Raw genomic sequence first — 21117 nt, forward strand, 5'->3', positions numbered from 1 at the left:
TTCAGCATATATATTTGTTAACATGCAAACCATACGGATAACCACATCCCAAAATATTGATATTGATTATGAGCTGGCCGGTTTAGGTGAACGTATTGTTGCCAGCCTTATTGATTTTGGCATTTTTATACTGATAGCCGTGCTCTGCGCAATAGCCGGGGTGTCTTTACACGCAGAGGATGTACTTGGTGTGGTTTTTATATTTGTTTACGCCGCGCTTTATGTGTTTTATGACCTTGCCTGCGAGGTTTTCATGAACGGCCAGTCGGTAGGGAAAAAGGTAATGAAGATAAAGGTGATGAGTTTAGATGGCTCGCAACCACGCCTTGGGCAATATTTATTACGATGGCTGTTCAGAATAATTGATTTTGGTGTTACCGGGGGGGCTGTGGCCCTTGTTGTAGCAGCCATAAGCGAGAAGGTGCAGCGTATAGGCGATTTGGTTGCCGGCACCATCTTAATAAAAACCGAACTGCGCACAAAAATAGAGCATGTTGCCTTTCGCCCGGCCTTTAATGATTACCAACCGGTATTTGCCAATGTTGCCGAATTAAGTGAACAGGATATAGAGCTGATAAACGAAGTGATAAACAGCTATATTAAAACCGGGAATAATGTGCTGGTATATAATATGGCCCTGCGTACCAAAGAACGCCTTGGGGTAACACCGCCCGAAAACATGAACGATATGCGTTTCCTGCAAACGGTGCTTAAAGATTATGCCTTTAAAGCCACAGAAACAGAAGATATATAGGATTACAGGCGCGCCATTTTTACAATATAACTAACCGTTATAATAAGCGCTACAACAATAAACATTGTTTTTTTTACAACATTTTTTGGGGTATCCAGCTTAAACAGGCTATCTGCAAGCCACCAAGCCGATATGATGAGCAAAGGTATGGCAGGCGGATATAATAAAAAGCTTTGGCGGATATCGCCTTTTAACAAAGCTACCATTGAGCGCTGAAAGCCGCAGCCGGGGCAATCTATCCCGGTTATATATTTAAAGGGGCAGGGGAGTAAATGATCCTGCAGCCAACTAATAAATAGCAGGCTGCAGGATGGTATATAATTTAAACCCATTATTGTTGCGGCGGTGGTGGTGGGTTAAATGGATCTTTATAGGTAGCACCGGGGTCAAACGGGTTGTGCCCGGCAAAACCCGCCCCCGCAGGGCCTAAATAACGGTAGTTGCCAAAGCCTAAAACAGGATAAAATATAAACGGCAAAAAGATAAGCCCAACGGTAAAACCTTCGCTTTGGCCGTAGCTCTTGCTCAATAAATTGATCATTACAATGCCAATGTAAATATTAACGCAAGGCACTAAAAGAAGCAACAGCCATATCATGGGCTTACCAATAATTTCGAGCATCACAATAACATTGTAAATTGGGATGATGGAAGCCCAGCCCGGTTTGCCGGCTTTTTCGTACACTTTCCACATGCCTGCAACGCTAATTATCCAAACAATTAAAGCAGGGATAGAAAAAAGCATCATAAAAATACCAACTAAATAGCCGGAGCTTGAAGAGTCGTAATTTTCCATTTTTTTTGATTTGGTTTTAAGTGTGGTTTAAATTATTAATTCTAAGTGAAATTTTAAAATATTTAACAGAAAAATAATATAGATACTATTCATTAATTTTGGGCATGCAACAACGGGAACAGATTTCAGTATTTGATATGTTTAAGATAGGCATAGGCCCGTCAAGCTCGCATACGCTTGGCCCATGGCGTGCCGCGCAACAATTTGTTGAACTGCTAAAACAAAAAGATGCACTGCCGCTCGTTGTACAGATTAAGATATTGCTGTATGGCTCGCTGGCTAAAACAGGCCGGGGCCACGGCACCGATATTGCCATACTGCTTGGCCTGAGCGGAGATGACCCGGTTACCTTTGAGGTGGATAAGATAGACAGCAAGATTGCCGGTATAACTAAAAACCACAAATTGCTTTTAGCAGGCGAAAAAGAGATCAGTTTTTTTACCGAAGACGACCTGCTTTTCCTGTTTGCCGAGAGTTTACCATATCACCCTAATGCAGTAACGTTCCAGGCGTTTCTGAGTAATGAAACTGCGGTATCGGCCACGTTCTATTCTATAGGCGGTGGTTTTGTGGTAAAAGAAGGCGCACAAACCCAGCACAAAGCCGAGGTTGACCTGCCATTCCCTATTGATACCGCCGGCGACCTGCTGCACTGGTGTATTAAAACCGGGCTCAAGGTATCTGAAGTGGTGATGGAGAATGAGCTTGCCTGGCGCAGCGAACAGGAAACCCGTAACGGCGTACTCAATATATTTAGAGTGATGCAGGAATGTATATACCGCGGCTGCCATACCGCAGGCAACCTGCCGGGGGGGCTTAATGTGGCCCGCCGTGCATCAGCATTAAATAAACGCTTGTTAAAAGGCCATACCTATACCAACTACACCGAATGGGTGCAGGCCATGCGCCAAACGGGTAACGGTTTCCAGAATATACTTGACTGGGTAAGCTGCTTCGCGCTGGCCGTGAATGAGGAGAACGCCTCATTCGGCCGCGTAGTTACGGCACCAACCAATGGCGCTGCAGGGGTTATACCTGCCGTGCTTCAATATTATATTTCATTTTGCGATGGGTTTGATGATCAAAAGATAATCCAGTTTTTGTTCACCGCATCCGAAGTGGGCAGTATCTTCAAAAAAGGGGCTACCATATCTGCCGCCATGGGTGGTTGCCAGGCCGAGATAGGCGTGTCATCGGCCATGGCAGCAGCAGCCCTTACCGAGTGTTTAGGCGGCAGCCAGCGCCAGGTATTGATGGCCGCCGAGATTGCCATGGAACACCACCTGGGCCTCACCTGCGACCCTATTGGCGGCTTAGTGCAGGTGCCCTGCATTGAGCGTAACACCATGGGCGCCATAAAAGCTATCACTGCAAGCCAGCTGGCCCTGCAAAGCAACCCCGATAAAGCCAAGGTAAGCCTTGATGCCGTGGTGCGCACCATGTGGCAAACCGCCCAGGATATGAACTCCAAATACAAGGAAACATCTGATGGCGGGCTGGCTATAAATATCCCGATTAGCTTGCCGGAGTGTTAGGGGAGATATTTGGAGGTTTACTAGGGATTAGTAAAGTGAATATTCTCGTATATAGCATCCCTAACATGCTTTGGCAATTGGTAATAATCCGATTTTCTTATTGTAATTAATGTGATAGAGAAAAGGGTATATTTAAAAAAATAATAATTATTCAATGGAGCCTATTTCTGCAATTAAGTTTCAAAGCCTATTAAGTGATGGTGAAGACTTGATAGACAAAGAAATATCTGGAGATGTTAGGATCTATGCAAACCCATTTGGAATATATTTACTTATAGAGCGATGTGTATTTAATGGTAGTTTAACTTTGAATGATGTTGAATTCAATAAAGACGTTGTGTTTAGGAATTGTGTTTTTAACGGTATTGTTTCATTCTATAATGTAACATTTTCAAAGAAACTCGAATTTGCAAACAGTCGATCAAATGATAGATTAGAAATTGCGAATTGCGTTTTTAGTGAATTGTATTTTAAAGGTGGTAAATTTAACAATGTTCAATTTAAAGGAATATTAAACGAAGTTGCAAATGTTAAAACGCTTATTGAATTTCAAAGCGGCACATATGAACGATTAGGGTTTTATTGTAAAGAAATAACTTGTCCAATCCAATTTAGTGGGGGGAGCTATGAGTTTATTTTCTTCGAAAAAACCAAATTTTATAATAGTCTTTCGATTGACGGTTTGCAATTGGTGATTAAAAGGTTTTATTTTCAATCTGTTGACTTCTTTGACAGAATTAGCTTTTCAGAATGCCTTATAGATGGGGACGTTAATTTCCATAATGTAAGTTTTAATGAACAAGTAATATTTAATAGAAACTTCACTTGTGACGCTTTATATTTTAGTAATGTAATAGCTAAACAAGACGTGTCTTTAAACTATGGAGGGAATCTCTCTTGGTTAGATATTAGCACTTGTGATTTTCAAACAAGTTTAAATTGTTACAACTATAACGCCTATGACCTAGCCCAAGGCGAGCGTAAATTGACTTGCAATATTAATGGAATAGTTCGTGGCAACATTCTATTGGAAGGTATTCCGGTATCATCATTAACAATTAGCGGAGTGAACTTTGGGAATGTAATTTTTAAAAAAATAGAAACCCATTTTATAACAATAGTAGATTTTAATAATCATAATAAGCTAACATTTAGCGGATTGAAGTTAAATGGTTTATATAATGTATTTATAATATTTGATTCTAATGTAAATTCAACTGAATTTGTAAATATCGATTTCAGAAAATTTCATGAGTTTGTTATTTCCAAAAGTGAAGTAAGTAATATTTTATTATCAAATTCTATATTACCATCCAAATTACAAATAGGGACAAAGCATCCCCAATATGGATATGTAATAAAAGCAGATGAAAAGATAAATGATAACACATATTTCAGGGAGAGTTATAGACAATTAAAGTTGGCGATGGAAAAACAGGGAAATAAATCATATGCACTTGCCTTTAAAGCTAAAGAGATGTTTTATCTTAGAAGGGAGGTTCCGTTTGGGTGGGATAAAGTATTACTTTATTTAAATTATTGGTCTAACAATAATGGTTTAAGTTGGTCAAGAGGATTAATATTTACATTTTTAATTTCTTGGATTATGTTTCTATTATATGAACACACGTTGATCCATTCAAGCTTCTATTGGTCTTTATCTATTACAAAAACAGAAGCAATTCAAGGATTCAGAAATGGGTTTGATGGCTTTTTAAATTTTTTGGCCTCATTCCCATTATTCAAGAAATTAGAAAATGATAAAAATACAGCAGCGACAAATGCTGTTTTTATTGCAAGTAGAATTTTAATTGGGTATGGTATTTACCAAACAATTACAGCCTTTCGAAAATTTGGGAGTAAATAAAACTTGTTAGGTTAATTCTCCTTTTAGGCAGTACTACCTTTCAAATAATTCTTCACATACTATGTAGTTGCCGAGTATAGTTACCTACGATATTATTATTTAAGCAACAAGTTTAAAAACTGCTGTAATACCAGTGCGTGGTTATGCTCTTCATCATGTGCTGCATACACCAGGGTAATTACCTTATGCTTTTTTATGAGCGTTAATAAAATGTCTACCGCATCATTTTTAGCAAGTTCTAAAGTATATTTTAGTTGAAACTGGTTCCACTTTTCGGGGTCGTGATCAAACCATTTCCGCAATTTATTTGATGGGGCAATGGCTGTTATCCATTCATCATAAGGTAATGGATCTTTCTTTAATCCCCGTGGCCAATAGCGGTCAATCAAAATACGGAAGCTATCTTTTTCGCCTGCCGGTTCATAGATCCGTTTGATGTTTATTTTAGCCATTATCCATTTTAAATAGGTGCTGTAAAGATAATAATTCTCCCAGGGTGGCCCGTCCCAATTTGTCCCGATCAGAACAAAAGGGAACAGGCCTTAAAAAATAATTAATCGTTAATGAGTAATATAAATAATATCCCTTTAAGCCGTTATCGACAGGTTTAAAAGCTAAAAAGGTCGGACTAAGGCCGGATTAAGGTCGAAAAAGGGCGAAAAAAGTATCATTATTTACCCGTATTGTTTCTTGTCCCATTTTCAAAAAAATAGAGGCGTTTGTTGAGATACTGAAATGGTTTTGTTTTCAAAATGGAACAAAACAGAAATAGAGTGCGGTTTACCCGCTAATATTTCACCTGTGCATCTATCAACGGTAGCAGCTGGCTTACCCACATGCTATACATATTGGCCGATGGGTGCAGGCCATCGTTAGCTATGAGGCCGCTTTCGTAACTTGCCCGGCGCGATGATGGGGTGATATCCACATAGGTTACGCCCAGTTTTTCAGTCTCTTGTTTGTTGATGGCGTTAAACTGATCTATCTGCGTGCCTACCACCTGCGCATCATATCCTCCATTTTTAGCGAAGGGGGTAACGCCCCAGTCGGGTATGGAAAGTACGAATACATGTTGCTTATTATTGCCTGCGTAGCTAATGGCGGTGTTTAAAAGTTCAATAAATTCGGTGCGGTAATCGTCCTTGCTATAGCCCCTAAACTGGTTGTTTACACCAATAAGCAGGGTTACAATGTTGTATTGGTGGTTTTTTAAATCGCGCGCTACGATGGCTTTTTTAAGGTCGCCGGTGGTCCAGCCGGTAACGGCAATAATGTCGGGTCTTTTTACAAAATGATTGGTAGCGTTGAGCCTCAATGCTAACTGGTACGGGAACGATTGATCCTGCGTCACCGCTTCGCCAATGGTGTATGAGTCGCCCAGGGCCAGGTAGGTTAATGAATCGGGGATATGCATATTGTTATATGTGGTCTTGATAACCTGTTGTGGCTCGGATGCTTTTGTGCATGCAGCCAGTGTGCCAATCAAAAATAGTATTGCAAATGCCCTCATGCTATCATCTCCATACCAAAAAGTACGGAAATATGATGCTTAAGGATTTCTTTAACTTCGTTTATGTCAACTTTGCGGCCCAGTTCAAGTTCCATAGAAGTTACAGCTTTGTCGTCTATCCCGCAGGGTACAATGTTTTTAAAGTAACCCAGGTCGGTATTTACGTTAAAAGCAAGGCCATGCATGGTAACCCAGCGGCTGCAGCGTACGCCCATGGCGCAGATCTTGCGGGCGCGTTCGTTATCGGCATCAAACCAAACACCGGTATAACCCGGGTAACGGCCTGCGGTTAAGCCATAATCTGCAAGGGTGAGTATAATGGTATCTTCCAGTGTGCGCAGGTACAGGTGGATATCGGTAAAAAAGTTATCAAGATCTAATATCGGGTAGCTCACTATCTGGCCGGGGCCGTGGTAGGTAATATCGCCGCCGCGGTTTATGGGGTAGTAAACAGCGTTTTTTTCTTTCAGGCCTTGCTCGTCTAACAACAAATGTTCGGCTTTGCCACTTTTGCCAAGGGTATAAACATGCGGGTGTTCGCAAAAAATAAGGTAATTGGGCGTAGCAATTTCCTCTTCGGGTTCGGCATCGCCGGCGGCGGCATCAAGCGAGCGGTTCCGGATCTCGGTTTTTAACTTAACGGTTTCGGCAAACAGGGCCTCCTGGCGGTCCCAGGCCACCTGGTAATCCGTTAATCCCCAATCCTGAAATATTACCTTTTTATTCTTCATTTATTATCCCTTCACGTATCCTATCATGTAATCTTCATACTGCAGGTACCCAACTTCGTAGTCAATATTTACCTCGCCTTTGTGTAGTTTGGCGTCAAGCACATCATGGTGCTGAAAGGTAAACGGGTGCAGCGTTATATTATCGGCAAAGCTAACTTCCTTTTGGCCATAGCATTTATAAACGGCTTCTTTGGCGCACCAGCATACATACAGGTGCTGAATTTTGCGTTCCTCTTCAATAAAAGCCAGTTCTTCGGGCCGCATAAATTTGGTAGCAATGCGCTCAACTTTTTCTTTTATCTGCTCAATATCAATACCAACAGGGCTGGTTTTGCTTATCATTACTGCGGCATAATCAAACGAGTGACTAAGCGAGATATGGTAGGGCAGGCTTACCAAATAAGGTTTGCCATGGCTATCAACCTTGGCGTCGATGTAATCATCGGTCCCCAGCATTTTGCGTAATAATACGCGCGTGCCCAGCCAGTGCAGATAGCGTTTGCTTTTGCTTAGTTTTTTGGTGTAGGCTTTCTCGGTTTCGTCAAGTTGAAGCTGTTTGTACAGATCGTCGGCGGTTTCTTCAATCCTCCACAGCGCAAATTCTGTATCATCATCAATCTGTTGTCGGTACGCTATAGCCATGACTGGTAAAATTGCAAAAAAGGTTGCCAATATATATCAGCTAAATATAATAATTAACCAATTTTTTTTGGTAAGTGTAACTAATGGATATAAACATACGTCATACTTATACTAAACGTTTTATGATCACAATTGGCACAAAATGAAGAAGATATACATAGCAGCCGCGGTTTTAATAGCCGTTGCCATAACAGAAGGGTGCATGAAGCAGCGCATAGCCGAAACACATGCAGCAAAAACTGTAAAGCATATTTAATGCAGGTAAGATAAGTGTGCGTTAATACTGCCCAAAAGGATGGTATAATTTAGCCGCATTGTACAATAGTACATGCGGCTTTGTTGTTTATTACTGTTGAAAGTTAGGCCAATTAATCATAATTTAGGGCAGCAATTTACTTATGATTTTATCAGACAAACGCATCCTAGAAGAGATTGAAAAAGGGACTATTATAATTGAGCCGTTTAAGCCCGAATGCCTGGGTACAAATTCGTACGATGTGCATTTAGGCAAGCACCTGGCCACATATAAGGATAGGGTTTTAGATGCCAAGCTGCATAATGAGATCATAGGGTTTGAGATCCCGAAAGAAGGGTTTGTATTACAGCCGGGTACTTTATACCTGGGGGTAACGGTAGAATATACCGAAACCCACAAGCATGTGCCTTTTTTAGAAGGGAAATCAAGCACGGGCCGCTTAGGGATTGATATACATGCAACCGCCGGTAAAGGCGATGTAGGCTTTTGCAACACCTGGACGCTGGAGATATCATGCGCACAGCCGGTAAAGATCTATGCCGGTATGCCCATTGGCCAGCTGATATATTTTGTTGTGGAAGGCGATATAGAAACCATGTATAATACCAAAAGCAACGCTAAATATAATAACCCTACAACACGCCCTGTAGAGAGCATGATGTGGAAAAATAAGTTTTAATGCGGCGGGTTTAGCACAATTGCCCCGCAGCATTGTTTATAATTTCATCTACCTGTAAATTATGGCATACAAACGTTTTATAGCGGGGCTGTTATTAGCCATTGGGGTTATCGGGGTATACAGTTTTAATTCTGATGATGATATTATTGCGCGTGTACAGCGCCAACTGGATAAATGGACAGACAGTAACCCCGTAGAAAAGGTACACCTGCACTTTGATAAGCCATACTACACCGCCGGCGACGATATCTGGTTTAAAGCCTATGTAATTACCGGCCCCTTACATCGCCTGCAGCCCGATAGCGGCATCTTAAATGTTGAACTGATAGACGAGCAGGATTCCATTAAACAAAACCTGAAACTACAACTGCATAACGGCCTTGCCTACGGCGATTTCGCCCTGCCCGATACCCTGCACGAGGGAAATTACCGTATAAGGGCATACACTCAATATATGTTAAATGCCGGCAGCGATTATATTTTCGATAAGGCCATCAGTATTGGGAATGTTATTACCAATAAGGTTTTTACAAAAACAACATTTACCACCACCACCCAAAACGGGCGAGATGTAGTAAGCGCCGATATTAATTATGCCGATGCCAGCGGTACAGCGTACTCCGGCAATGCGGTAAGCTATTCGGTTATGCTGAATAATACGGTTGTGGCCAAAGGCAGGGGCGTTACTGATGCCAAAGGCAACCTGCATATTAATTTACCTGCCGACAATGCCGTTTTATTAAAACAAGGCCGGATTGTTACCGGTATAGCCGGTACAGGAGACGGCACGGTACACAAAAGTATACCTATACATACCATGGCGGGTTATGCCGACGTGCAGTTTTTTGCCGAGGGCGGTAATATGATAAATGGGTTCCCGGCCAGGATGGCTTTTAAAGCCATTGGCACCGATGGCCTGGGCATAGCTATTAAAGGCACAGTAACCAACAGTAAAGGCGAAGAGGTAGCACAGATTGCCACCTCACATTTAGGGATGGGCGCGTTTGATTTTACACCAGAAAGCGGCGATGCTTATAAGGCAAATATGAGTTATCCTGATGGCTCAAAAGCATCGGTAGCGCTTCCAAAAGCTGCCGATAAGGGCTATGTTTTAAGGGTTATTGAACAAGGGAAAAGCCAGCTGCGGATAGCCATCGCAGCGGCAAAAGGTACAACAGGCCGGTTTGTGTTGGTTGGGCAAAGTGCCGGCAAGGTGTACTATTCGGCTAAGAGTACATCGGGCGATACATTTTCTACCATTGTTCCTAAAAATAAGTTCCCTTCGGGGATAGCGCAGTTTACGCTGTTCTCAGAATCGGGCGAGCCGCTGAACGAGCGTTTGGTATTTATCCAAAACCCGGAAGATAAATTAAACTTATTGGTAACCGCCGATAACCAAAGCTACGCGCCAAGGCAGAAGGTTAAACTTAATATTGATGCCAGGGATAACGGGGATAAGCCTGTAGTAGGTAGTTTCTCCATAGCAGTAACAGACGAAAGCAAAGTGCCGATTGATGAAAATACTGAAAACAATATTTTTGCCAACCTGCTGCTCTCGTCAGATCTAAAAGGGTATATAGAGCAACCCGCTTATTATTTTAACGGAAGCGAAGAAGCGCACGCCGACCTGGACGTTTTAATGCTTACCCAGGGCTACCACCGGTTTGAGTGGAAGAATGTGTTGAATGATACGCCATCGCCTAATCAATACGCGGTACAAAAAAGTTTTACTATTTCGGGCAGGGTAACTACACCATCGGGCGCGCCGGTTGCCAATGGCAAGGTGGAACTGATAAATTTTGATGATGGCTTGTTAAAGGTTGATACGGTAACCGACCCAAACGGCCGCTTTGCGTTTACAGATGTTATATATGCCGATAGTCTGAAATTTGTGATCCAGGCGCGTAACGCAAAAAACAAAAGGGATGTTGTGATAAAAATGGATACCGTGCCCCCACCTTCTGCATCCAATTATAAAAACATTGCAGACTTTGCTTCAAATACGGGCAGCGCTGTTACCATATATGCCCAAAACAGCAAGCAATTGTACTTTGAGCAAATAAAAGCAGGCCAGGGGAATCATGTAATCAGCCTAAGGGAAGTATTGATAAGGGAAAAGCGCATCGCATTAAAACACTCGGCAAATTTAAATGGCCCGGGTAATGCCGACCAGGTTTTGCTGAGTAAAGACCTGGTGAATTATGGCTGTGTACGATTGTCCGATTGCTTGCAGGGGCGATTGCTTGGTGTGCTATTTAACAATGGCGTACCGGTTACTACACGTGGCGGCGGCCGTATGCTTGTAGTGATTGATGGGATGTACTCTGATGCTGCGTTTATGAACAGCTTAAACATAAACGATGTGCAATCTATTGAAGTGTTGCGTAACATAGGTACAGCGGGTATTTATGGTGGCCGCGGTGCTAATGGCGTATTGGTTATTACAACCAAACGCGGTGATGAACCAACCTACTATCCGCAGCAGTTTGGCAGGGGCATAGTACCTTACCATCCAAAGGGTATTTATAAATCGCGTATATTCTACTCACCCAAATACGATGCTAAAACCAATCAAAAAATTGCCGACCTGCGCACCACCGTTTTCTGGAAGCCCGATGTTGTAACCCCGGGCGGTAAAGCATCTGTTGAATATTTTAATGCGGGTAGCCCCGGCACTTACCGTGTAGTGATTGAAGGTATTGATAGCGAAGGCAATATTGGCAGGCAAGTATTGCGATACAAAGTATTAAATTAGCGCTACACACATCTGCTTTATTAATTATGGCCTTTAAACGTTTAGGAATCGCGTTGCTTTTTGTGATCAGTGTTGTTGTTTTTTATAGCTTTAATAACGATGATGATATACTTACCAAAGTAAAGCCACAGATAACGGGGACGAACCAGCTGAAAGTAACCTGTCGGTATCGGTAATTGACGAGAGTAAGGTGCCGGTTGATGAAAACCTGGAAAATAATATTATGGCCAGTCTGTTGTTAACATCAGACATTAAAGGGTATGTTGAACAGCCAGCTTATTATTTCAATAATGTAAGCGAGAAAACCCGCGCCGACCTGGATGCGCTGATGCTTACCCAGGGTTACCGCCGTTTTGAATGGAAGAGTGTATTGAGCGGTGCAACAGTAGCAGATAAATACCCGCACCAAACAGCGTTTAATATATCGGGTACGGTCTTTTCCAAAAAAGGCAAACCGTTAGCAAACTGTAAAGTTGAATTGGTTGACTATGAAAACGCGCTAAACAATGTCGATGCACTAACCGACGAAAACGGGCATTTTAAATTTGATGAAATTGTATATCCCGATAGCAGCAGTTTTTTCATATATGCGCGGGGAGATAAATTCAATAAGGATGCCATTATAAAAATGGATCCGCATCAGGAGGAGCCGTCAGTCGCAAGGTATAAAAACGCGGCTGATTTTAATATAGTAAACATAGCTGAAAACAAAACGGCGTACGAGAAAAGTAGCAAACAGCTATTTGCCGAACAAATGAAATTTGGCCTTGGCAACCACGCTATAAAGTTAAAAGAGGTTGTTATAAAAGATAAGTTTAAAACTGTTAAATACTCCGCAAATACACACCCCGATTTAACTGACCAGGTTTTAACGGGTAAAGATATTGGTAGTGGCTGCAGATACTTTGTTGATTGCTTGCAGGGGCGCGTTGCCGGGGTTTCATTTAAAGGGGGGAAGCCTTATTCTAACCGTACAGACAGACCTATGCTTACTATTGTAGATGGGATTCCCGATCCGGAAGGAATGGTTTTGTCGAGGTTAAACAGTAACGATGTAGAGGGAGTTGAGGTGATACGCGGGGGTAAAGTTAGTATATATGGCTTTGGTAGTGGCAACGGGGTAATATTTGTAACTACCAGGCGTACGCTTACTACCGGGCGCGAGCTTACTAAAGCAAGTGCGGATGCGCCGCAGCGTATTGAAAAGGGTGTTATCCGTTATAAGCCTAAAGGGGTGTATACTGCGCGTGTGTTTTATTCGCCGCTTTATGATGCTAACACAAACCATACACTTGCCGATTTACGCACAACCATTTTTTGGCAACCAAACGTAGTAACTAATGATGGTAAAGCATCAGTTGAGTTTGCTAATGCAGGCAGTACAGGCACATATCGCGTGGTTGTTGAAGGCATCAGCAGCGAAGGTAGTATTGGCCGGCAGGTGTTTAGGTACAAGGTGGAGTAAAGTCAACAGTCAAAAGTCGCCCGGCGAACTTTGACTGTTGATAGTGTTTTATTTTTGACTTAACGAGAATTTTTCCCAAAAATCAATTGATTTAAATATCTCGCTGCGGTCGGCACTACTGCTATTGCCGCCACGGCCCATGCCGCCACTACGGCCACCTCTTCCGCCGCCACCCATACCACCGCGGCCTCCACCGCCGCCCATGCCGCCACGGCTACCCATACCACCACGGCCACCCTGTATATCGCCGCTTTGGGCGCTGCGATCAGGTTTTTGCATGCCATTGATCTTGAAATTAAAGGCCCAGTCGTTTTTTGCAATATCATCTGCATGGAAAAACTTTAAGGGGATGGCCGCTTCATAAACCAGGTTGCCATCGGCATCATAATCAATAGCTGCTTTAATGCCATAGGTGTTTGATGTGGTTATCATCTCGTTCTCAATATCCTTAAAGCCGGTCATTTTTATGCTTCGCAGCGTTGTGATGCGCTCACGTGTAAGTTCTTCGCGCTCCTCTTTGGTTATTTCGCCATTGCCATCCTCTTTAAAGCCTGCAAAGGCTGGTGCCGGGGTGCCGGGGTAACGCAGCGGGAAGGTCATGCTAAAGGTTTCCTTCTTTTTGCCGTGGGTATCAATACTAATGGTAATGCCGGCATTTAATACGCGTGCCTGCTCCAGCCTGTCGTTAATGCGGATGGCTGCATACAGGTTCTCTTTATCATTTGCCAGGGTGTATTTAATATTTTTTTCTTCGTTACGGTATCGCAGGCTATCGCCCCAGTCGGTAAGGTTGCCATCAATAACAAGGTTTGCAGGCGGTTGTAAAAGGCTTTGATGTTGTTTTGACTGGGCGTTAACATTAGCCGATATAGCTAACATTATAACAGGAAGCAGTAGGGGGCTACATTTCATTTTGTGTGATTTTATTAAGGATAAGTGTATTGCGTGTAATTTTTATAGAATGATAAACACCATTTTAATACATTTATTACTGTTTTTGAGTAAATTTGCTGATACATATGCCAACCGAAGTACAGGAACAGACACTCACCTTTGAAGAACTAATGGCCGGGCTTAAAGAAATGCACCGCCTTATTTTATGGAATGATGACCATAATACTTTTGAGCATGTTATCCATTGCATGATGAAGTACCTGGATTATACCGAGGGGCAGGCCGAAAAAATTGCCTGGAAAGTGCATAACGAAGGTAAGTGCCCGGTATTGGAAGGCTCTTTTACCGAAATGGAGGTTTACCGCAAAATATTACAGCAGGAAGGCTTAACCGTTAGTGTTGAGTAACACACATCTTGAGAAATCAAAAAAACTTAACCATATTTTTGGCTGTGGGTGTAGCAATTGGTGTAGCTACGCATAATATTGCAATTGGTACAGCCATAGGTATTGCCATTGGTGTGGCGCTTGATGCACGTGCGGCGAAGAATAACCTTAAAAATCAGGAAGAAGATAATAATTAAGATTTAAATAAATCGGAATAAACTGGTTATTGGCATAAAAAAGGCTCCCAAAAAATTGTTGGGAGCCTTTTTGTTTTGATCTATTTTTTTAAACCTATTTCGCGTAAGCGCTCATCAAGATACTCGCCGGCGGTAATATCGGTATATAGCTTAGGGTGTTGCTCATCAATGGTTGATGGCAGGCTTGTAAGGTCCATAGTTGTTTTTGGATGCAAAAAGAATGGTACCGAAAAGCGCGAGTTCTTCATTTGCTCTCGCGGTGGGTTAACCACCCTGTGCGTGGTAGATTTTAGCTTGTTGTTTGTTAAACGCTGCAGCATATCGCCTACGTTAACTACCAGGTCTTCGCCAAAGGCAGTAACCGGGAACCAGGTATTATCGCGGGTAAGCAGTTCCAGCCCATCGGCACTTGCGCCTATTAACAGGGTTATCAGGTTTATATCCTCATGGGCACCGGCGCGTACTGCATCATCAGGCAATGCATCCGGGTTTTCAATAGGGAAGTAATGCAGGGTACGCAATATAGAATTACCGTTATGTACCTTATCGTCAAAATAATTTTCGGGAAGGCCTAAGTAAACGGATATGGCGCGTAATAAATGTGTGCCGGCGGCTTCCAGCTTTTTATAAACCTCTAATGTAGTAGTGTTAAACTCGGGCAGCTCTTCAACTACAATATTATCAGGGTAGGTTTCTTTTATCGGGTCGCTATCGGTTACGGTTTGGCCTATTTGCCAAAACTCTTTCAGATCGGGCACTTTAAAACCCTTGGCGGTTTCTTTATTTTTACCCGTGTAACCACGCTGGCCAGCCAGGCCGGGTATCTCATATTTATCTTTTACTTCCTCAGGTAAAGCAAAAAGCGCCTTTACCTGGGTATAAAGTTTATCCATTAATTCTTTACTAAGGCCATGGTTGGTTATAGTTACAAAACCTGTTTCATTAAAAGCTTTGCCAATGCTGTCCGAGAAAGCTTTACGCTCTTCGGCTGTGCCATTTATATAAGTATTAAGATCAAGACGAGGGATGTTTACTGTACTCATAGTTTGAATATTAAAAGCCAAAATTATCTAAAAATTTGCTCAGATACCTGGTTGCATTAATAAATATGTGTTATACTGTAATTGTTTTATGACAATGGGCATAAAACAATTACAGGGTTAAACGTTTGTGGGTAAAGCAAGTCAATATACCATACAAACAACCAAACCAATTATACTAAGTATTATGAAAAGTTTAAAAAAAATATGGGGAATAGCCTTAGTAGCTTTTCTGCTGATCATATCGGCACCCCATAAAACAATGGCCCAGGAGGGCGAATATATATCCGATCAGGAGTTTTACGACGAACTACAGCCTTACGGTACATGGATCTACGACCCGCAATACGGTAACGTTTGGATACCTGACGTAGAAGAGGATTTTAGGCCCTATGCCACCCGTGGCTACTGGGCAATGACCACCTATGGGAATACATGGGTATCTGATTACCCCTGGGGGTGGGCAACCTTCCATTACGGCAGGTGGCATTTTGATAACTATTACGGATGGGAGTGGGTTCCCGGAAATGAATGGGCCCCTGCATGGGTTAGCTGGAGGAACGGCGGTGGCTATTATGGCTGGGCACCTATGGAACCGGGCGTAAGTATAGATATGTCATTCGGTGATAATTACAGTGTACCTAATGATTACTGGGTGTTTGCACCCTATGCTTATATAAACTATACTAATATTTATAATTATTATGTGCCGCGTACCCGGGTGAGGAACATTATCCGTAATACTACATGGATAAGGAACCGGTATACCTATAATAACCGCACCTATATAACCGGCCCGCACCGGGATGAGATACAACGATATACCAAACGCCCTGTACGTGTTTATAATATCAATAATGTAAGCAGGCCATCGCGTATAACCGTAAATAATAACAATATTAATATTTACAGGCCGGCAGTTAGGCCAAATACAAATGCACGCCCGGCGCGCGTGGTAGATGGTGCAGCTTATAAAGAGCAAAACCCGGCACAGCGTATTGGCAGCAGGGACCGCCAAAAAGGGACCGTATATAATGCTGCTAACGCAGCCAGGCTTGCCGCAGCCGCCAGGAACATTAACCCTGGTACAAAGGTAGTGCGTATAAATAATAATAACCCAAGGCCCGCTACTGCCCCAGCAAATAATAGCCGCCCTGCAAGTCCTGCAGTTGCCGGCGATGCACAGCAACAGCAACGTGCTATTGACAGGCAGCAAGGCGCCGTACAACAACAGCGGGTACGCCAGCAGCAGCAAACCCGTGAACAACAAAGACAAGTAATGGAGCAGCAACAAGGCGCGCAACAGCAAACCGGGCAACAAAAACAACAGCTTGAGCAACAACGGCAGCAACAACAAATGCGCCAGCAGCAAATCGAGCAACAAAAACAGGCAAGGGAGCAACAACGCGCTAACAGGCCTGCTGTTACCGATAATACAAGGCAGCTTGAACAGCAACGCCAGCAGGTAGAACAGCAGCGCCAGCAGCAGGAGCAAATGCGCCAACAACAACAACAGCAAGCAAGAGAGCAGGTGCGCCAACAGCAACAGCAGGTAAAAGAACAACAGCAACAAGCACAAGAGCAGCAACGCCAGCAGGTAGAACAACAGCGCCAGCAGCAGGAGCAAATGCGCCAGCAACAACAACAGCAAGCAAGAGAGCAGGTGCGCCAGCAGCAAGAGCAAGCGCGCCAGCAGCAACAGGAGCAGCAACGCCAGCAACAGCAGCAAGCACGTGAACAACAACGCCAGCAACAGGAGCAGCAACGCCAGCAACAACAGCAAGCCCGTGAACAACAACGCCAGCAGCAGGAGCGGCAGCGTCAGCAACAACAGGAGGCCCGCGAACAACAGCGCCAGCAACAGGCACAACCGGCTGCGGCGCCATCAGGGCGCCCGGTGCGTAATTAAGATATATGATTTTCTTAAACAAAAAGAGCGAACGGTATTATACCGTTCGCTCTTTTTGTTTAATTGTAACAGTGTTAGTCAGTTACAATAAATGATCCAATAACTAAGGCAACAACTTCGTCTTTAGTTAACGGTTCGTCAAATGATGCAGTAGCAACACCCACGCTTGCTTTAAGTGCTGAAACTAAGTTTACACCACCCTGGGTTACATTTTCTTCACCTTTATAATTGTTATTTGCTGCTGCTACTCCTGTATCATTACCAAGTGTAGCAGTACTTACAATATATGGCTTGATGTTGGCATCGTGCCCTAAATCATGACGCAGTTTACGTATGGCAGATGCATGCCTTGCCTCAACCGCGTGTATTGATAATGCCGGGGTCAGGATGTCCTTATTACCTATCAGATTAGGGGCCTGGCCTTTGTAAGCACGCACTCCTGTATCTTCAAGTACTTGTGCCACGGCCAAAAATGTTGCATAGTTTGAAAGCACATCCTGAAAAGGGCCGTTACCTTTATTGTTACCACCGGTAAAGTCATAAGTTGCGGGGCCTACAGGAGTGCCATTAAGCGATGTAATAACAGTTGTTAGAAAGTTAACGTGTGCATTTTCATCCCTTTTAATAAGGTTTAGGTAACTGGTATCACCTGCGGGTATTAAACCTGTTTTTGCTGCACCTGCATTATAGAATGCAGCTTCCAGATGCTCTAAGGTTAAAGCAAAGTTTAAAACCTCAACTACAGATGATGATGCCTGGCCATAGGCTTTTTTAAATAAGGTACCCAAGGCAAATGGCATGGCAGCAACGGCTACTTTTGAACCAAAGCTGGTTATATTTTTGATTGCGGCACGGCGGGGGTTTAACCTTTCGTGTATTTCCGGGTCAACTTTTTCTATTTCGTCTATTATGTTAAATAAATTCATGGCGATGTTTAATTATGGTTTATAATTATAATTAACTGCGCTAACCTTGGTTTTAAGGAAACCATTAGCACCTGCAAGCACTTCGGCAATGGTGGCAGATTTATTTAATCCGTCTCCGTCTACCTGGTCGCTGCCAACAAAACTACCAGGAGTAATTAAGTTAGAAATTAAAGCCGCGTGGCGTGCTTCAACTGATACAATTTTACCGGCAATAGTTAAGTAACCGGCATCTTTAATTAAATAGCCTGCACCATCATAAGCCTGCACACCAGTGTCCTCTAACAATTTAGCAGCGTTGAGTACGCTGGTACGGTCAGAGAAGTTAATAGTAGAAAAATCTGTTGTGAGAGTGCCAATCGCCTTAGAACCCAATGCAGCCTTGAAAAAATCGCGGTGCAAAACTTCATGATCGCGAATATCTGTCAGATAGGCGGTTTCAATACTGCTTATGCCGCTGTATGGAGTAGCCACAACCTGTAAATAAAAAGCTGCCTCTAATTGCTCAAGGGCGTAGGCAAAATTCAATATGCCCGGATCGCCGGAGCCTATATCCGTTCCGCCGCCTGGGGTTATAAAAATGGGATCGTTTTTTGAGCATGAAGCCGCAGTGCCCATTACCGCTACAGCCGCCGCACTTGCACCGGCATAGCGCAAGAACGACCTTCTGGCCATATTTGCCCCGCCTGTGATGGGGTTAATTTCTGTTTTCATAGTTAGTTTGTTTTTAGTAGATGATTTTTGTATAATCTATTACATTCACTTACGCACAATGTTTTAACTCAGATTTTAAAAATTATCCTTTATAGCAAATTGGAGTGAGAAAGTTTATTGCACAAAAAAGGCCGAAAAACTCTCGCAGTATTTCGGCCCTACATCTACCTATGAAAAACTCCCTTTGAGAAGGGTTATTAACATGTATACAAATGCAATGCCTGTTTTAGAAACTACCATTACGCGTTCAAAATGCGTATTTATGTAATCCGCTGTTTTTATTGTGTAGAAATAGGTTCTCACACTGTAGAAAAAAAAATCCCCTTGTATAAAAGCTTGGTTTACAAATACCCTTTGTAACGAACTATGTAATTTTTAGAAACTTATTATAAATAACAATGTTACAGTATTATGGATTACAATGTGTATTTATTGGCTACCGACCCTAATAACCCCTGCAGGGATGTAATACACTCCAGGGATACTGATTTAAAGATCAGGGTTTTTTGCTTAAGCGAAGACCGCTTTAGCCCAAGCGACAGTGAAATACAACTATATGGATATGCGCATGATAAGCTGTACGTTTTTGAAACCATTAATATTACGGCAGATGATGCCCTTGATGTTGTGGGTGCAATACAGTGGTATGCCGAATATATAGATTTCCCCGAGATGGAAATTTTACCTGAAGACCCGCGCGGAAGCCAGAATATAGCCATGTAATAGCAACCGATTTTAGAGCAGACTATAAAAGTTATTAGTTGGTATTTATAGCCTTTATAATATTGCGTGTTAACCGTTGCAAAATGGTTGCATCTTCGGTTATTATTTCGGCATCAGCTATCATCCCCTGTTTTAGGTTTACAGGTTTTTTCATGTCGGATGTTTTTGAGGTAAACACTACCCTCGACGTGAAAATGCTATCCTTAAGTGGTACATCAGATATGTATGAGATAGTTCCTTTCATCATACCAAATTCTTCAAAACGGTAGCTCCTTAGTTTTACCAGTACCTGCTGCCCTTGTTTTACTTTACCCAAATTATCCTGTGGGATGTTCATCTCTCCAAAAAACTTTTCATTACCGGTGTTGATATAAAACACATCCTGATTTGGTGATACAACCTGGTTTTCCTGCACATTACCTGCAAAAGTTACTCTGCCTGCTTCTGATGCAATTAATACATATTTATTTTTCCAGTCTTCGGCCTGGCTTATGAGGCTGTTAAGTGCCTGCGAAAACTTATCTTTTTCTTCAGTAACCTGGTTATCAAGTTCAAGAATCTCTTTTTGCTTGGCCAATAAATTGGTGTGTGCCGTAATTAGGGATGCATCGGTTTGCAATAATGGCGCTTTGCGGGCAATATATTTACTTTCCTGCTGCCTTAACTCGGCAGGGGTTTCTACTTTTTGCTTTTCGAGCTTTTTATGCATGTTATACTCTTCTTCGGCCAGGTCCGCATCCCTTTGCTGTAGTTTTTTTTCGGCCCGTAGCTGGTTGGTCTGTTTACTAAGTGCGTCAACATCCTGCAATAAATAGGTCCGTTTTTTTACCAGGAAACCGTTCTCGACAGAGGCACTGTAATTAATATACGACTGGATGAATGTTTGATATGCTGCCTGCAACTCTCCAAGCTCATTATCATTTGCTTTATTAAAAAATGCTTTATCAAGTAAATTGCCTGCCAGCATCTGATCATGCAGTTTTTTTAGCCCTGTTAATAGCGATAGCACTTCAGCATGATTGGCTGTGCTTTCTATATAAGCTAAGGGTTGCCCTGCCACAACGGTTTGGTTGTTGGTAACCAGCAGCTTATCTAACCTGCCGTTTATTTTAGGCACAATAGGTTTAGCTACGTTTGGCGAAGATATTTTTAACTGCGATTTTACAATATCGGGGTATTTTATAAATGCTGATAAGCTTAACAGCAACACTAATATGCTAAAAAACAGTGTAATGCCCCAACGAAGCAGCCATGACGGCACCGCAGTTATAATATCCTGCATGTCATCACTATGCCTGGCTTGCTGGTTTAATTCTGTTATAGTATTTGGCATGTTTTTGT

Annotated in this window: 21 protein-coding genes; 10 read left to right on the forward strand and 11 right to left on the reverse strand. The window is 42.6% G+C overall.

Features of this window, described 5'->3' with window-relative positions; translation table 11 throughout:
- Positions 1–22: 22 nt before the first annotated feature.
- Entirely contained in the window at positions 23–754 is a 732-nt protein-coding gene (locus IDJ75_RS17130; protein WP_191176876.1) for an RDD family protein, read from the forward strand.
- A gap of 2 nt (positions 755–756) precedes the next feature.
- Here IDJ75_RS17130 and IDJ75_RS17135 read toward each other — a convergent pair whose 3' ends face one another.
- Positions 757–1086, reverse strand: coding sequence for a DUF2752 domain-containing protein (locus IDJ75_RS17135; RefSeq protein ID WP_191176877.1), 330 nt, complete (start codon positions 1084–1086; stop codon positions 757–759).
- Complete coding sequence (locus IDJ75_RS17140; protein ID WP_191176878.1) at positions 1086–1550, reverse strand: DUF5684 domain-containing protein; 465 nt, start codon at positions 1548–1550, stop codon at positions 1086–1088. The genes IDJ75_RS17135 and IDJ75_RS17140 overlap by 1 nt, the downstream gene beginning before the upstream one ends.
- Positions 1551–1654: 104 nt before the next feature.
- Here IDJ75_RS17140 and IDJ75_RS17145 point away from each other — a divergent pair, with 104 nt between their 5' ends.
- On the forward strand, positions 1655–3085 hold the full coding sequence (locus IDJ75_RS17145; RefSeq protein ID WP_191176879.1) for an L-serine ammonia-lyase: 1431 nt from the start codon (positions 1655–1657) through the stop codon (positions 3083–3085).
- A gap of 154 nt (positions 3086–3239) precedes the next feature.
- Positions 3240–4952 carry a pentapeptide repeat-containing protein gene (locus tag IDJ75_RS17150; protein ID WP_191176880.1) on the forward strand — a complete coding sequence of 571 codons (1713 nt, stop codon included), beginning with the start codon at positions 3240–3242 and terminating at the stop codon, positions 4950–4952.
- 95 nt (positions 4953–5047) lie between these two features.
- On the opposite strand, the gene IDJ75_RS17155 is transcribed toward IDJ75_RS17150, so the two are convergent.
- The 4 genes from IDJ75_RS17155 to IDJ75_RS17170 all read right to left on the reverse strand — a co-directional run bounded on the left by IDJ75_RS17155 (position 5048) and on the right by IDJ75_RS17170 (position 7835).
- Positions 5048–5404, reverse strand: a complete 357-nt coding sequence (locus tag IDJ75_RS17155; protein ID WP_191176881.1) for a DUF488 domain-containing protein — start codon at positions 5402–5404, stop codon at positions 5048–5050.
- A gap of 335 nt (positions 5405–5739) precedes the next feature.
- Positions 5740–6462, reverse strand: a complete 723-nt coding sequence (locus tag IDJ75_RS17160) for an SGNH/GDSL hydrolase family protein (RefSeq protein WP_191176882.1) — start codon at positions 6460–6462, stop codon at positions 5740–5742.
- Positions 6459–7193 carry a lipoyl(octanoyl) transferase LipB gene (gene lipB / locus IDJ75_RS17165; protein ID WP_191176883.1) on the reverse strand — a complete coding sequence of 245 codons (735 nt, stop codon included), beginning with the start codon at positions 7191–7193 and terminating at the stop codon, positions 6459–6461. Before lipB ends, IDJ75_RS17160 begins: the two co-directional genes overlap by 4 nt.
- 3 nt (positions 7194–7196) lie before the next feature.
- Positions 7197–7835, reverse strand: a complete 639-nt coding sequence (locus IDJ75_RS17170) for a 4'-phosphopantetheinyl transferase family protein (protein ID WP_191176884.1) — start codon at positions 7833–7835, stop codon at positions 7197–7199.
- Positions 7836–8233: 398 nt separating this feature from the next.
- Between IDJ75_RS17170 and dcd the strand changes: the two genes are divergently transcribed.
- From dcd to IDJ75_RS21415, 3 genes are all read left to right on the forward strand, one after another.
- Positions 8234–8770 (forward strand): dCTP deaminase, encoded by a 537-nt coding sequence (gene dcd, locus IDJ75_RS17175; protein ID WP_067053137.1) that lies wholly within the window; start codon positions 8234–8236, stop codon positions 8768–8770.
- A 61-nt stretch (positions 8771–8831) separates the two neighbouring features.
- Entirely contained in the window at positions 8832–11525 is a 2694-nt protein-coding gene (locus IDJ75_RS17180; RefSeq protein WP_191176885.1) for a carboxypeptidase regulatory-like domain-containing protein, read from the forward strand.
- 190 nt (positions 11526–11715) lie between these two features.
- A complete protein-coding gene (locus IDJ75_RS21415; protein WP_191176886.1) occupies positions 11716–12990 on the forward strand; it encodes a TonB-dependent receptor plug domain-containing protein in 1275 nt (424 codons plus the stop codon).
- Between the two features lie 48 nt (positions 12991–13038).
- On the opposite strand, the gene IDJ75_RS17190 is transcribed toward IDJ75_RS21415, so the two are convergent.
- Positions 13039–13869 (reverse strand): hypothetical protein, encoded by an 831-nt coding sequence (locus IDJ75_RS17190; protein ID WP_191176887.1) that lies wholly within the window; start codon positions 13867–13869, stop codon positions 13039–13041.
- A gap of 140 nt (positions 13870–14009) precedes the next feature.
- On the opposite strand from IDJ75_RS17190, the gene IDJ75_RS17195 reads away from it, so the two are divergent.
- Together IDJ75_RS17195 and IDJ75_RS17200 are read left to right on the forward strand one after the other, a co-directional pair.
- Positions 14010–14291: an ATP-dependent Clp protease adaptor ClpS gene (locus IDJ75_RS17195; protein WP_191176888.1), complete on the forward strand. Its 282-nt coding sequence runs from the start codon at positions 14010–14012 to the stop codon at positions 14289–14291.
- Between the two features lie 8 nt (positions 14292–14299).
- The gene (locus IDJ75_RS17200) at positions 14300–14467 is read left to right on the forward strand and encodes a hypothetical protein (RefSeq protein WP_191176889.1); all 168 of its coding nucleotides are present in this window, start codon (positions 14300–14302) and stop codon (positions 14465–14467) included.
- Between the two features lie 80 nt (positions 14468–14547).
- Here IDJ75_RS17200 and IDJ75_RS17205 read toward each other — a convergent pair whose 3' ends face one another.
- Positions 14548–15510 carry an isopenicillin N synthase family dioxygenase gene (locus IDJ75_RS17205; protein WP_191176890.1) on the reverse strand — a complete coding sequence of 321 codons (963 nt, stop codon included), beginning with the start codon at positions 15508–15510 and terminating at the stop codon, positions 14548–14550.
- 184 nt (positions 15511–15694) lie between these two features.
- Here IDJ75_RS17205 and IDJ75_RS17210 point away from each other — a divergent pair, with 184 nt between their 5' ends.
- Complete coding sequence (locus tag IDJ75_RS17210) at positions 15695–17416, forward strand: DUF6600 domain-containing protein (protein WP_191176891.1); 1722 nt, start codon at positions 15695–15697, stop codon at positions 17414–17416.
- Between the two features lie 74 nt (positions 17417–17490).
- On the opposite strand, the gene IDJ75_RS17215 is transcribed toward IDJ75_RS17210, so the two are convergent.
- Entirely contained in the window at positions 17491–18342 is an 852-nt protein-coding gene (locus IDJ75_RS17215; protein ID WP_191176892.1) for a ferritin-like domain-containing protein, read from the reverse strand.
- A 12-nt stretch (positions 18343–18354) separates the two neighbouring features.
- Positions 18355–19053, reverse strand: a complete 699-nt coding sequence (locus IDJ75_RS17220) for a ferritin-like domain-containing protein (protein ID WP_191176893.1) — start codon at positions 19051–19053, stop codon at positions 18355–18357.
- A 411-nt stretch (positions 19054–19464) separates the two neighbouring features.
- Here IDJ75_RS17220 and IDJ75_RS17225 point away from each other — a divergent pair, with 411 nt between their 5' ends.
- Complete coding sequence (locus IDJ75_RS17225; RefSeq protein ID WP_191176894.1) at positions 19465–19776, forward strand: hypothetical protein; 312 nt, start codon at positions 19465–19467, stop codon at positions 19774–19776.
- A 34-nt stretch (positions 19777–19810) separates the two neighbouring features.
- On the opposite strand, the gene IDJ75_RS17230 is transcribed toward IDJ75_RS17225, so the two are convergent.
- Positions 19811–21109 carry an HlyD family secretion protein gene (locus IDJ75_RS17230; protein ID WP_191176895.1) on the reverse strand — a complete coding sequence of 433 codons (1299 nt, stop codon included), beginning with the start codon at positions 21107–21109 and terminating at the stop codon, positions 19811–19813.
- Positions 21110–21117 lie beyond the last annotated feature (8 nt).

Source organism: Mucilaginibacter rigui, assembly GCF_014773275.1.
GTDB classification, from domain to species: domain Bacteria; phylum Bacteroidota; class Bacteroidia; order Sphingobacteriales; family Sphingobacteriaceae; genus Mucilaginibacter; species Mucilaginibacter rigui_A.